Annotated in this window: 11 protein-coding genes and 1 riboswitch; of the genes, 6 read left to right on the top strand and 5 right to left on the bottom strand. The window is 67.9% G+C overall.

From position 1 onward, the window contains the following. Window positions 1-345: 345 nt before the first annotated feature. The gene (locus tag E3T25_RS09930; RefSeq protein WP_134373997.1) at window positions 346-732 is read left to right on the top strand and encodes a hypothetical protein; all 387 of its coding nucleotides are present in this window, start codon (window positions 346-348) and stop codon (window positions 730-732) included. Window positions 733-867: 135 nt separating this feature from the next. Here E3T25_RS09930 and ppsA read toward each other — a convergent pair whose 3' ends face one another. Beyond that, complete coding sequence (ppsA, locus tag E3T25_RS09925) at window positions 868-3258, bottom strand: phosphoenolpyruvate synthase (RefSeq protein ID WP_134373995.1); 2391 nt, start codon at window positions 3256-3258, stop codon at window positions 868-870. 520 nt (window positions 3259-3778) lie between these two features. On the opposite strand from ppsA, the gene E3T25_RS09920 reads away from it, so the two are divergent. The 3 genes from E3T25_RS09920 to E3T25_RS09910 all read left to right on the top strand — a co-directional run bounded on the left by E3T25_RS09920 (window position 3779) and on the right by E3T25_RS09910 (window position 7215). Continuing rightward, the gene (locus E3T25_RS09920; RefSeq protein ID WP_104099355.1) at window positions 3779-4411 is read left to right on the top strand and encodes a vWA domain-containing protein; all 633 of its coding nucleotides are present in this window, start codon (window positions 3779-3781) and stop codon (window positions 4409-4411) included. A gap of 296 nt (window positions 4412-4707) precedes the next feature. Further along, window positions 4708-5511 carry an ice-binding family protein gene (locus E3T25_RS09915; protein ID WP_134373993.1) on the top strand — a complete coding sequence of 268 codons (804 nt, stop codon included), beginning with the start codon at window positions 4708-4710 and terminating at the stop codon, window positions 5509-5511. A gap of 920 nt (window positions 5512-6431) precedes the next feature. Further along, a riboswitch (cyclic di-GMP riboswitch) is annotated at window positions 6432-6505 on the bottom strand. Between the two features lie 272 nt (window positions 6506-6777). Continuing rightward, on the top strand, window positions 6778-7215 hold the full coding sequence (locus tag E3T25_RS09910) for a phosphohydrolase (RefSeq protein WP_104099353.1): 438 nt from the start codon (window positions 6778-6780) through the stop codon (window positions 7213-7215). Between the two features lie 207 nt (window positions 7216-7422). Here E3T25_RS09910 and E3T25_RS09905 read toward each other — a convergent pair whose 3' ends face one another. Both E3T25_RS09905 and E3T25_RS09900 read right to left on the bottom strand, forming a co-directional pair. Then, window positions 7423-9366, bottom strand: coding sequence for a hypothetical protein (locus tag E3T25_RS09905; protein WP_134373991.1), 1944 nt, complete (start codon window positions 9364-9366; stop codon window positions 7423-7425). 146 nt (window positions 9367-9512) lie between these two features. Beyond that, entirely contained in the window at window positions 9513-10304 is a 792-nt protein-coding gene (locus E3T25_RS09900) for a nuclease-related domain-containing protein (protein ID WP_166785983.1), read from the bottom strand. A 116-nt stretch (window positions 10305-10420) separates the two neighbouring features. Here E3T25_RS09900 and E3T25_RS16765 point away from each other — a divergent pair, with 116 nt between their 5' ends. Next, the gene (locus E3T25_RS16765; RefSeq protein WP_158250194.1) at window positions 10421-10591 is read left to right on the top strand and encodes a hypothetical protein; all 171 of its coding nucleotides are present in this window, start codon (window positions 10421-10423) and stop codon (window positions 10589-10591) included. Window positions 10592-10619: 28 nt separating this feature from the next. On the opposite strand, the gene E3T25_RS09895 is transcribed toward E3T25_RS16765, so the two are convergent. Continuing rightward, window positions 10620-11420, bottom strand: coding sequence for a nuclease-related domain-containing protein (locus E3T25_RS09895; protein ID WP_134373987.1), 801 nt, complete (start codon window positions 11418-11420; stop codon window positions 10620-10622). Between the two features lie 138 nt (window positions 11421-11558). Further along, complete coding sequence (locus tag E3T25_RS09890; protein WP_134373985.1) at window positions 11559-12416, bottom strand: SDR family oxidoreductase; 858 nt, start codon at window positions 12414-12416, stop codon at window positions 11559-11561. A gap of 167 nt (window positions 12417-12583) precedes the next feature. On the opposite strand from E3T25_RS09890, the gene E3T25_RS09885 reads away from it, so the two are divergent. Next, a complete protein-coding gene (locus E3T25_RS09885) occupies window positions 12584-13183 on the top strand; it encodes a PepSY domain-containing protein (RefSeq protein WP_134373983.1) in 600 nt (199 codons plus the stop codon). Window positions 13184-13278 lie beyond the last annotated feature (95 nt).

The following is a 13278-nucleotide window of genomic DNA, read 5'->3' as shown; positions in this document are numbered from 1 at the left end:
GGGCGGGCGGCGCGGCCGGGCGGGCGGCGCGGGCGGGCGGCGCGGGCGGTCTGCTCAGGCCGTCTCCTCGGGCCGCGTTCCGATCAATCGGTCGGCCGTCTCGTCCGCGAACCGCCCAGCGTCGCCGTTTCTGCCCAATGACGCCGCTCTACCGGCGACGCTGGGCAGCAACGGCGACTCTCAGCGCAGCAGCGGGTCTCCGGCGCCGAAACCGACACGTGCGGTCGAGTGTCACGAGGGAGTGGCCCCGCCGACGCCAACACGCACCCCGCAGGCCCCGCCCGCCGCTCCCATTTGCCGCAGACACCTGCCGCGCTAGGCTGCCAGCGGAAAAAAGGAGACACGATGAGCAACACGGAAAGCGGCGGCGGGGCCGAGCGGTACAACACCAACCAGAACGGGTCCGAGCAGAGCATGGTTCCCGTCGAACGGACCCCCGCGGAGGCCACCGACCGCCTCTCGCGGAAGTTCGCGCAGGAATCGAGGCTTCGCATCCTTCGGAGCACGGCCGCCGTCGCCCGGTCCGAAGTCGACGCGCTGGCTGCCGTGCACCTCGACCCCGACACCCTCGAGGACCTGCTCGACACGGCCAGCCCGCGGGCGGCCGCACGATTGCGCACATCCGAGCACGAGATCAGCGTGCGCGTCGCCGACGCCCGTGAGAAGGCGGAAGCCGCCGAGGCCGCATACGAGCAGGCCGTGCTCGACGACTTCGACGAGGCCGAGCGCTAACCACACCGAACACGTCACACGAAGACGGATGCCACGCACCGGCATCCGTCTTCTGCTGCCGCCTCTCCCCCGCGACGAAGCGCCCTCTGCCGCCGCGCCCCTCCGACGGCGTGTCCCTAGTCCGGCGCATCCCTCCTACGCCGTGTCGTGGTCCCGCTCCGCCTGCGCGATTCGGCCCACCGTTTTGAGGAAGCTGTCCGGGTTGAGCGAGATGGAGTCGATGCCCTCCTCCACCAGAAAGGCCGCGAAGTCGGGGTAGTTGCTCGGCGCCTGCCCGCAAATGCCGATCTTGATCCCGGCGGCGTGGGCCTTCTGAATGGCCTCGCGGATCATCTGCTTCACGGCGTCATCGCGTTCGTCGAAGAGGGCGGCGAGGTCCTCGGCGTCGCGGTCGACGCCCAGCACCAGCTGGGTAAGGTCGTTGGAGCCGATCGAGAAGCCGTCGAACCGGGTGGCGAAACGCTCCGCCAGGATCACATTGGCCGGAATCTCACACATCATGTAGATCTGTAGCCCGGACTCGCCGCGCACCAGCCCGTTCTCCGCCATCACCGCGAGCACACGGTCGGCCTCGGTCACGGTGCGGCAGAACGGCACCATCACGATCACGTTGTCGAAGCCGATCTTCTCCCGCACCTGCTTGATCGCCCGGCACTCGAGTGCGAAGCCCTCCCGGTAGCGCTCGTCATAGTAGCGGGAGGCGCCACGGAAGCCGAGCATCGGGTTCTCCTCCGAGTGCTCGAAGACCGACCCGCCGATCAGGTGCGCATATTCGTTGGTCTTGAAATCGCTCATCCGCACGATCACGGGGTCAGGATGATACGGCGCGGTCAGCTTCGCGATACCGAGTGCGAGCGTTTGCACGAAGTATTCCTTCGGGTCCATATATCCCCGGGTGAGCTCCTCGATCTGACGGATGGCGGCCCGGTCGGTGACCCGCTCCGGGTGAACGAGCGCCATCGGGTGGATCTTGATCAGGTTGTTGATGATGAATTCCATCCGGGCCAGCCCCACGCCGTCGGCAGGCAACCGCCACCACTCGAAGGCGGCGGCCGGGCTGGCGATATTGACCATGACCTTGGTGCGGGTTTTCGGCACGGTGCCAAGGTCGATCTCCTCGGTTTCGAAAGCCAGCTTGCCCTCGAAAACGTAGCCCTCGTCGCCCTCGGCGCAGGAGATCGTGATCATCTGGCCATCCGTGAGCGTATCGGTGGCGATCCCGGTGCCGACGACGGCCGGCACGCCCAGCTCGCGGCTGACGATCGCGGCGTGGCTGGTGGGACCGCCGTGGTCGGTGACGATGCCGGCCGCGCGGGTCATGATCGGCACCCAGTCCGGATCGGTCATCTCGGTGACCAGGATGGCGCCGTCGACGAACTTCTCGATGTCGGCGGGGTCCTTGATCACGCAGGCCACGCCGCTCGCGATGCTGTCGCCGATCGCGACCCCGGTCACCAGCAGCGGCCCCGTCTCGGTCCGGGTGCTCACCGTGAACCGGGTGCCGCTCGCCTGCGAGTGCACGGTCTCCGGGCGCGCCTGCACCAGGAACAGTTCGCGGGTCAGGCCGTCTTTGGCCCATTCCATGTCCATCGGCCGGCCGTAGTGGTTCTCGACGATCACGGCCCAACGGCCCAGTTTCACGATCTCCGCGTCGGTCAGCACGAACGCCTGTCGCTCCCGATCGGGGGTGTCGATGGTGCGGGTGCGGGCGCTGCCGCCCTTGGCGTAGACCATCTTGCGGGCCTTCTCGCCGAGAGTTTTCTCAATGATGGGCGTGCAGTCGGGCTGGTCGAGCAGCGCCTTGAACACCAGATATTTGTCGGGATTGACCGTGCCCTGCACCACCGTTTCGCCGAGCCCCCAGGCGGCGCTGATCACGGTCACGCCCGGAAAGCCGGTGTCGGTGTCGATGGAGAACATCACCCCGGAGCCGCCGACGTCGGCTCGGATCATCTGTTGCACGCCGATCGAGAGCGCCACCTCGAGGTGGTCGAATTTCTTGACCTCGCGGTAACTGATCGCCCGGTCGGTGAAGAGCGAGGCGTAGCAGCGGCGGCAGGCGTCGAGCAGATCGCGCTCGCCCGTCACGTTGAGGAACGTCTCCTGCTGACCGGCGAAGCTGGCGTCGGGCAGGTCTTCGGCGGTGGCGCTGCTGCGCACGGCCACGGGCAGGTTCGGATGCCCGGCCTTCTCCGACAGTTCCCGATACGAGGCACGGATGCCGTCGGCAATGTCCGCGGGAAACTCACCCCCCAGGAACAGTTCGCGCAGGGCCTCGCCCGTGACGCGCAGCGAGGCGCGGCCGTCGTGGAACAGGTCGAGCTGGCGCCGCAGTGCCGGCTCGATCCCGTTCGCCGCGATGAACGCGCGATAGGCGTTCGCCGTCGTCGCGAATCCGTCGGGCACCTTCACGCCATCGTCGCTGAGGGCACGGACCATCTCGCCCAGCGACGCGTTCTTGCCGCCGACCTGCGGAATGTCACCCAGTCCGATCTCGTTGAACCACACCACACTGCTCTCGAGCATTGTTCTTCCACCCCTCTGTGAGTTCTGCGACCCGGTGATCTACGGCCCTGCGGCTCTACGGCCCTACGGCTCTGCGGCCCTACGGCCGCGTGGCCGCGTGGATTGTGCCACGTGATGGCAACCTACTCCCCCCGAAAGTGTCTCCGGCTCGTTGAACCGCGCCCCGAACGAATTCGACGGAGATTTTGCCAAAATCCATCCCAAACACACCGGAAAGCCGCATTTTCGCCAGAATCTCCGTCGAATTGGTTCGACGTCGGGCATCCGTGCTTGCCAGGCTCCGCAGGCCTGCGGACTCGCGGAGAACGACAGTTCCGGTCGAGTTCGGCCCGCAGACCTGTCGCACTCGACCGAAGGTGTCGAGCTCGCAAGCGGATGACCAGAGCCGCACCGCACCACCGCCGCACCGCACCGCCGCCGGCACCACCGCCGCACCACTGCCGCACCACCGCGGGCACTGTCAGTGGCTCCTGAGACTCTGAAGTACTCCCCACGAGGGAGCCTCAACCAGGAGGTACAGATGACTGATCCCAACTACACCGCTCTGCTTCTCGTGATCGACCGGAGCGGCTCGATGTCCGGCATCCGTGACGACATGGTCGGCGGCCTGACCGCGATGCTTGCCGCACAGGCCGCCGAGCCGGGCCTGCTCACCGTGGATATCGTGACCTTCGACGACGAAATCGAGCACACCCACACCCTCGCCGACCCGAGCGATATCACCGTCGAGCTCGACCCGCGCGGCATGACGGCGCTGCACGATGCGATCGGCATCGCCGTCACGGAGTTCGGCGAGACGCTGCGGGTGCTGCCCGAGCACGCGCGTCCCGGCACCGTGCAGGTCGTGGTCGTGACCGACGGCGGCGAGAACTCGAGCAGCGAATACTCCGCGGATGCCGTGCGCGCGCTGATCAACCGGCAGACCGAATCGTACAGCTGGGACTTCGTGTTCCTCGGCGCCAACCAGGACGCCGTGCTCACCGGGGCCGCACTCGGCTTCGACTCCGCCAGCTCCATGACCTTCGCTGCCGCGTCGGGTGAGGTCGCCGCGATGAGCGCGAACCTCGGTCGCTACGTGACGGATGTGCGCAAGAAGGAGAAGCGCGGCTTCACCTTCGAGGAGCGCATCGAAGCCGGAGGTGATGGCGTGTAGGCAACGATTGGGTGAAGTTCAGGAGGCCGGAACCCCTGTTGGCGGAGTGCGTGAAAACTGCCCCTAGTCTCGGATTCAGACAGATTCGATTCGTTGGAAGCGGTCCCGTGGGGCGTGCGATGGTGTGCGTGGAGGACGCCCGCTTGCCGTGGAACCGGGGGCTCTATTCGGGGTGAAGTCGGCCCTGATAGGCCCTGCCGGCGCGAAGAAACCCGACGTGTAGCGTCGGGGACCGCTCCCACAGTGGCCCTGTCCCAGACCCGCATCGTGCGGGACTGGCGACAGGTAGTACCACCATGTTCCACTTCTACGAATCATCCGTCGGCACTTCCCTAGCCCGCGCATCCACGGCCCGGAAGCGGGTTCTGGCACTGCTTGTCGTCGTCGCCGTGGTCGGCGTCGGCGGCGCCGGACTGGGCGGAGCGGCCGTCGCCGGCTCACTCCCCCAGAGTCCGGTCGAGCTCGGCACGGCGGACTCCTTCGCGATCCTGTCGAAGACCGGCGTGACGAACGTCTACGCATCCGCAGTCAACGGCAACGTCGGGGCCAGCCCGTTCACCGGCGCCGCGGTGCTGCTGACCTGCCCTGAGGTCGTGACCGGCACCATTTTCACTGTCGACGCCGCCGGTCCGCCGTGCACGGTGACGGACCCGAGCTTCCTGAGGACATCCGTCGGTGACATGGAAATCGCCTATTCCGACGCGGCTGGGCGCACGAACCCTGACTTCATCGACCTGGGTGCCGGCGAATTCGGCGGTCTCACGCTCGAGCCCGGCCTCTACAAGTGGAACACCGACGTGACCATCTCCAGTGATGTGCGCCTCACCGGCGGCCCGGACGACGTCTTCGTGTCCCAGATCGCCGGCAACATCGACCAGGCCTCGGCCAAGAACGTGACCCTGCTCGGCGGAGTGCAGACCAAGAACGCGTACTGGCAGACCGCCGGTTCAGTCTCGGTCGGCACCACCGCGCACTTCGAGGGCACGATCCTGAGCAAGACCATGATCGCGATGAAGACCGGCGCGTCGATCACCGGCCGGTTGCTGGCCCAGACCGCCGTCACGTTGCAGAGCAACTCTGTGACGAAGCCGGCCCTGTAACCACCGGTCGGCCGTATTCGGGAACCGGTTCGGCGGCATCCGTCGTCGCCCGATTCTCGGGCACCAGTCCACAGCCGCCCGCGCGAGTGTGGCCAACTCAGGAGAAACCGCCACCGCGGCCGAAACTTTCCCGCGTTTCCGGGGCTGCCGGGCAGCATCCGCCCGCATCTCCTGAGTTAGCCACGAACGCACCGGCTCCGCTCACGACGGATGCCGATGGGCGGCTCACGGGCGGCGTCGGAACCCCGCGCGGGGTTTACGCCGCTGCGCTGGAGGCGCGCCACGGGCGCAGCGGCGCAGCACCCGCGCAGCAGCGCAGCGGCGCAGCACCCGCGCAGCAGCGCAGCAGCGCAGCAGCACCGGCAGCACCGGCAGCACCAGCGCAGCAGCAGCGCAGGTTGAACAGTCCGAGCACGAGCCTGGGCGCGGTGACCCGCCGGGTCAGCGGGGGGCCGCCACAACCTTCCAGCCTCGGCGATCGGAGCGGCGAAGAGGCCCGGTTGACCGGGAGGGGCCCGGCGTGCACGGAGGTGCTCGGCGGCGGGTTCTGTTACCGGTCCTTGATTCTGCATATGTGCGGTTCAGTGCCCGCGTCGGTGCAGTCCTTGAGAGTGGTGTTCCCGGGTGAGTCAGTCGTTCTCGGTTCGGCGAGCCGGGCTTCTCAGCGCGGGCCGTGCCAGGGAGTGAAACAAGCATGCGATCGGGAACCGAACCCGAATCGATTCCCGATCGCACTGCCAGATCAGGACGAGATCCCTAATCTCGCCCGGCTTCCACCGTTGCAGTCGTGCGCCTACCCATGGGGACGACAAAACGGAGGTGTGTCCACCGCGCCACGAGACGACAGAGACGAGGCTGAACGGCCGCATCTGGTGTCGGCCTCGAGGGAGGTGAGGTTCATCTGGGGCGGTTCCTTTTCATTCGGTAGGCCGGCTGACCCGAGGGTTCCGTGCCTTTGCGACCCCGCCTCACGACGGGTGTGCCCTTGCGATTGACGTGAAGGTGACCGTCTCTCCAGCGACCAATCGGTCACCTGAGAGAAACCTATCAGCCAGGTTCGGCGCGCAACCGGCGAGGCTAAAACTTTCGCCGCTCGAGGGCCCCCCAAATCGAGGGGTGCGTCCGGCACAGACTCGGGGTGACGGATGCCGAGGCGCGCTTTCCCGGCGCCGAACTCCTAGCAACGGGCGAAGGCCCGGGCTAACGTTGCAGTCGTGGGCGGAGCCGCTCACACTGCTCTGTTGTAGTGCTGAGAGGGGGGTCTCCATGACGGTCACCACAGGCGATACCTACGTCGCCGCGGCAAAAACAATCGCCACAACCGCACATTTGGGCCAGGTCGACAAGCTCGGCACCGCCTACATCGACCATCCCCGTCGCGTTTCCGAGCGCCTCAACGATCCCCTCGAGCAGGCCACCGCCTGGCTGCACGATGTGCTCGAAGACTCGAACATCACCCGCCACGACCTGCTCAAAGCGGGCATCCCTGGCGGTGTGGTCGAGGCCGTCACGGTGCTCACCAGAACGGATGCCGTCAGCGACGCCGACTACTACGCCGGCATTCGCGCCAACCCGATCGCTCTCGCCGTGAAGCGCGCCGACATCGCCGACAACCTGGAGCCCTGGCGGGTGGAACAGTTGGACGCGAGCGCGCAGAAGAGGCTCGCGGCGAAATACGGGTCGGCGCTGGCGGCGCTGGGTTAGGCCGGCTCGGGGCTCCCTGCTGCGGTCGAACCACGCTGCGGTCGACTCACGCTGCGGGTCGACCCCTGCTGCGGGTTGACCCGCGTCGGCCTCAATGACGTCATCCAACACTGTCGGCAGAGTGCCGGTGACGCCGTGACCCCCGTGCACCAACGGGTAGGAATCCGTCCGGACGAGGGGCTGGATGCAGTCCGTCCCGGTCGAGGCCTAGGCTTCCATGTCGTCGTGGGTGACGATGCGGCCCAGCTCGATGCCGCCATCCGGGAGCTGCCAGAAGTGCATTCGGCGCGCGGCGGGGGTGTTCTGCTCGATCGAGACGCGCATGCAGCGGGCGCCGTCCCAGCGCAGCAGGTGCGGGTCGGCCGGCCCTGCGCCTTGGCGCAGCGCGTGCAGGTGCCGCCCCTTGAGGGTCTTCACCCGGCCGGTGAGCACGTCGACGGATGCCTTGAACGCCTTGGCCAGCTGGCCGTCGTCGAGCCCGGCGAGAGATTCGGTGAACCGCTCCCCCAGCACGTAACTGTGCGGCAGCTTCCATTCCTCGCGGTCCGATTCCGGAACCCGGTCGACCCAGGCGAGGAGGATCTCATGCCGCACCCAGCCGGAGGGTTCCTCCCAGGCGGCTCGCCGCGACTCGTATTCGCTGACCGCGGAGTGGGTGGGGACGGTGCGGCGGGATTCGCGCAGCATCCGTCGTTGGGCCCGCTGGTCGTCGCGCAGCTCCGCGACCGTGTGGCGCAGGGTGGCGAGTTCGACGAGGGCATCGCGCAGTTGCAACTGTGCGGAGCGGGCCTGCTCGCGCAGTTTGGCGAGGTCGGAATCGGTGGCGCCGGCCTCGGAAAGCTGGTTCTCGAGACGCACGATGCGGGACTTCGCCTCGGCGAGGGACAGCTGGGTCGATTGCAGCGCGGAGTGTGGCGCGGGAATGGGCGTGGGCGTGACCCGGAACGGGGTGGCCCCCGTTGTAACCGGACGCAGGGCGTGCACGCGGCCCGGCCCCGGCGATGGGCGCGGGTGAAGGCGGTCCGATGTCGGGCCTGCTGTGATCAGGACAGTGACCCCGGAGACGCCGGCCGCATCGAAGACCCCGGCACCACCGGAAATGCCGATACGGGCGACCCCCGCGGCGCGGCGGGCCGATGCGGAGGCACCCACGAGCGCGGACTGGCTGTCGAGTTCGACCACTGCGGCGGCGCCTGCGTCTTCCTCGACCTGAGGCAGCAGCGGACGATTTTCCTGCAGCCAGGGAGGTCCATTCCGCACGGCACACAGCGACGGCAGAACGGTTTCGTCGTCGTCGACGTCGCTCAGGCACAGGTGCAGGGCACCGCTCGGCAGGTGGATGACCCGGGCCGCCACGACGTCACCCTCGGAGAGTAGGGCATCGACCTTGTCAAGCGAGTTGGCCGAGATATCGGCCCGGGTGATCGTGAGCGCCAGGTGCGGATGCAGGGCCAGAACCGCCCGCTGCGCACTGACCTTCTGCACCAGAGCGAGCGTGATGCTGCCGTGCGGGTAGCGCTTCGCGATCGTGGCCACGGAGGGCGGCTTGATTTCGACATTGAGACGATGGGTGGGTGCGTCGAGCGCGCCCTGGATGCGCTGACCGGTCTGCAAAGTCCAGTCGAGGGGTACCGGCGGGTAGGTCAGCTCCTGCCAGACGGTGGCCATGCCGCCGCCGTCGAGTTCGACCAGGGCCCGGGAACCGCCCAGCATGAACCCCTTGACGGTGCCGTCCACGGTGATGACGGATGCCGGGGCGAGCGCGAAGAGGCCGGCCTGATGCGCGTGGGCGAGGGCATCCGTCACCAGCTGATCGGTGGCGTGTTGCGGGTCGCCGTGCGTGAACCGAAGCCGGGAACGGGCCAGGTCGGCGAACGCGTCACCGACGGGGAAGGAACGGCCGGCGCTGCCGTAGACCTGGAACTGGGCCGGGAGCAGATCGCCGAGCTGGCGGGTGAGCTCGCCCGTCTCGATCAGGAAGACGCGCGCGACGTCGCCGACCTGGCCGGCGAGTTGGTCGATTCCGATTTCGGGCAGGCTGGTGCCGAACGGCGACGACACCACAACCCAAGGACGATCACGGCCCGCATCGTGCAGACCGTTAGCGAGTTGTTGCACCGCGACGCTGGTCTCCACGCGGATGTACACCACTGACTCCCCTTCCAGCCTTCGTGAGAGGCTGTGTGCCGAGGGTACGCCTGTCGCCTGTGAGAATGACCCCGAGCGTTAAGGTTCAGGGTGTAGGGAGCCCGAAATCATGTGTTTTCCGATGGTCTCACGGGGTCTGTCGCGGGGGTTCACGGGGACGCGAGTATCCCCACGACCAACGTCATCGCCGAGTTCAGCACGATGAAGGCGGCCACCGCTGCCACCGCCAGCTCGAGCGGCAACAGCACCATGCGCTGCAGAGCGGCGGCGCGCACCTCCGAGTCGAGCCGAGAGAAGCTTTCGATCAGGCCCTCGCCGGAACCCAGCGGCACATCGATCCACATGTCGGGGTCGTCGATCAGTTCAATGACGCGCAGACGATCCGCCGGGCCCAGCACGATCGGCAGGGACGTCAACCACGGAACGAGCTCGGCGGCATCGAGAACCGTCACCGGCACCGGCGCTGACCGCACGTCGATGCTGCGCGCACCGACGAGGACGACCAGGGGAATCACGGGAATCGGGAGCGGACGGCGGTCTTCCAGCAGCGTCGTGACCCGTTCCGCCTCGAATTTCGCGTGACGCAGGTAGGGCACCGGCCGGCTGTCCACCAGAACGCTGCGTTCCTCCACGAGCACGCGCTGGCGGCGGTGCTGTTTGGTATTGATGGTGATGACGCCGCCGGGGCCCACCAGCACGTGGTCGATGTCCCAGCCGTGTCCGCCGATCGGCAGCGCGTGGAAGACCGCCCACTCCGGCGACAACGTCGCCAACTTTTCGCCGACCACGATCTCGCCCTGGGCGCCCAGGTACCAGCCTTCACAGTTCACGCCGAGCGGGGAACGCCCCAGAAACCGGGCCCACAGGGTTCGTGGAGGAGTGCCGCTCTGCTCGCGCAGCAGCTTTTCGATCATGAATTGGGCCGCGAAGCGCTGGCGCATTCTGGTACTTTCCAACGTCATCTTTTCTGGTCCCCCACCATGGATTGTAACGGCTCACCCCAACGGGTGGCACTCCCTCTGGGGACGGGCCCGAACCGGCCACCTACGATGGTCGGATGGTAAACAACATGAGGGTCGTGCAAACTCAGCTCGGGCTGCTTGAAACCCACATCAACACGATCAAAGAGGATGCCGCGACACCCCGCGGGGTGGAGGAGTCTCTGGTGGCCATCTGCACCGCGCTCGACGCGCTGACGGACGAGGTCCGCCGCCGCCTGCCCGAGTAGGCCCCCGCTTCGGGAGCGTCGTTCCGGCTCAGGCCGTCGCGAGCGCGGCTTCGATGAGCCGGAACACGACGTAACCGGCCGCGATGGCGCCCGCCGCGGCGAACAGGACCCACAGCATCCGTCGGATGCCGGCCGATCGCACCCGCGTATCGAGCGCCGTGAACCGCTCGCGCACATCATCGGTGGTGGTGTCGGGCAGCACGTGCCACACGTGCGGGCTGTCGAGAAGGTCCGCCACCTCCTGCACCTCACCGGCCGACAGCACGGGGTGGAGCCTGACCAGCCATCGGCGCAGTTCGTCCGCGTCGAGCACTTTGACCTGCTCGGGCTTCTGCTCGATGGTGAGCAGCCGAGGGTCTACGAACACGATCACGGGCTGCACGGGCGCGACCAGCGGCATCCGTTCTCGCACCAGGCTCGTGACGCGCTCGGCCTCGGATGCGGCGTTGTGCAAATACGGCACGGACTCGCCGTCGACCCGCAGCGTGTCCCGAGCGACACGGATGTCATTGCTCGGGTGGTGCTTCGTGGTGATCGTGAAGATTCCGCCGGGTCCGACCACGAGGTGGTCGATCTCGGCGGTCGCGGAGCCGACGGGCACGGCGCGCAACGCCGTCCACTCGGGTGGCAGCGTCGCCAGGATGGAGCCCACCACAATCTCTCCTTTGGCCCCGAGATACCAGGACATGCTGTCAGCGCCGTGCGGGGATAGACCGAAGAACCCCGCGAACCGCGACCGTCGGGGCACGCTCCCCTGAACCCGCAGCAGCTGCTCGGTGACTGACAGCGCCGCGAGGCTCTCCTGCATCGTGGCACTGTCCACCGTCATCGCAATCCCCTTTGCTGACTCGAATCTAGCGACTGGGGACGGGGAGCACGCAGTCCCCGAAGGGGGGTGTCGACGGCGTGGCGACTGGCGCACCGGGTTCGCGCGCGATGCCGGTGCCGATGCGGGTACCGGTGCGGCCTACGACCAGACGTCGCGGTGGTCTGTGGCGAACTGCCGGAAGGTGGTTGCCGGATCGCCCGAGAGCCGCCGGATCACCCGGTTCGGGCACGCGGAAACCCCCAGGCGCACCACCCGGTAGATCATCTTCTGCACGGCGATGAAGTCGGCCTCTGCGCCTTGCTCGGCCAACCGGGCGAGGTAGTCGTCGACGCTCGGCCGCGCATAAACGATGCGCCACCCGAGCACCTCCGAGAGGATGTCCGCCACCTGGTAGTAATCCAGCGACTGCTCGCCCGACAGCGTGTAGGCACTGCCGAGGTGCCCCGGCTCGGTGAACACCCGCGCGGCGACGCGCCCGATGTCACGGGCGTCGACGAATGCGGTGCGCGCCCTGGCCGCCGGAAGATAGATCTCGCCGCGCTCCCGGATGCCGTCACGGTACACGGTCGACAAATTCTGCATGAAGAAGTTCGGTCTCAAAAACGTGTACGGGGCCCGCCGACGCCGCAGGTGCTTCTCCACGGCGTGGTGGGGAGTGGCCGGGTTGAACTGAACACCCTGCAGGGAGAGAAAGACGATCTGGCGGATGCCGTGCGCCAGCGCCGTGTCGATCACCGGGATCAGGGTGTCCGCCACGTTCGCGATCGCGGGCGGGCGCAGCAGGAACAGCCGGTCGACTCCGGCGAAGGCGCCGGCCCACCCGGTCGGGTCGGAGAAATCGAAGGCACGGGGTGTGCCGGCCGGCGGGTCCAGGGCGAATTCGGAGCCGGCCGGGTTCCGCACCGCGGAGATGACGCTCTCGCCGGTGGACGCGAGCGCCGCGGCCACGGCCCGGCCGACGGTTCCGGAGGCACCGGTGACGAGGATGCTGCCCATCAGATGCCCGTGGAGTCATCGCGAGCCGGGGTGGGAGAGGAGCCGGACATGAGTCACACCTTCGTCGAATGCATTTAGTTTAGCCACTAAGGCAAATTGGCACGGTGGAGGGCGCGGCGGCAGGAACGGTGGCATCCAAGCCGCCCGGAGTCCCCCAGACTGGGGGTGTGAATGCAATCAGGGTGCCCGGAATCCGACAGTCAACCTGGATCGCGGCTGCGGTGGCCGCCACGGTCGCCGTGGGTGCCGGTGCCGCCGGAATCGCGGCCGCCACGGGTCTCGGCAACGACGAGACCACCCTGACCGACACCGAGCTGGCGCGTGCGAGTCGCGCGGCCCTGACCGAGGTCGGGCCAGCCACGGTGACGGATGCCCAGCGCGGCCCCGCCGAGTCTCACGCGCTTTCCGAGTCCTCCGAGTCCTACACGGTCGACACCCGACTTCCGAACGGCGTCGAGGTCGCGGTTCAGCTCGATGAGACCTTCACCGTCGTGTGGGTGAGCGCACCCAGCTGGAGCGGCGACGCGGCATCCGTGGCCGAACCCCGCGTGCTGACCGCTGCGGAACTCGCAAGCGTCGACCGCACGACTGCCGGCCAGGCGGCCCTGGCCGAGATCGGCAGTGGCACCGTGACGGACTTCCGCCGCAGCAGAGCGCTCGACCACGCCTTCGAGGTGGAGGTCACCCTCGACGACGGCACGCAGCGCGTCGTCGAGCTCACCGAGCGCAGCCAGGTCGTGAGCGCCAACCGCCCGACGCCGCGCTGAGCCGCGCTGAGCCGAGCTGCGCCGAGATCGCCGGCCGGGCGGCGCTGCGCCGAGCTGCGCCGAGATCGCCGGCCCGGGCGGCGCTGCGCCGCCCG

This window comes from Cryobacterium sandaracinum, from assembly GCF_004403415.1.
Classification (GTDB): domain Bacteria; phylum Actinomycetota; class Actinomycetes; order Actinomycetales; family Microbacteriaceae; genus Cryobacterium; species Cryobacterium sandaracinum.
This window is presented reverse-complemented; position numbering and strand designations above follow the sequence as displayed.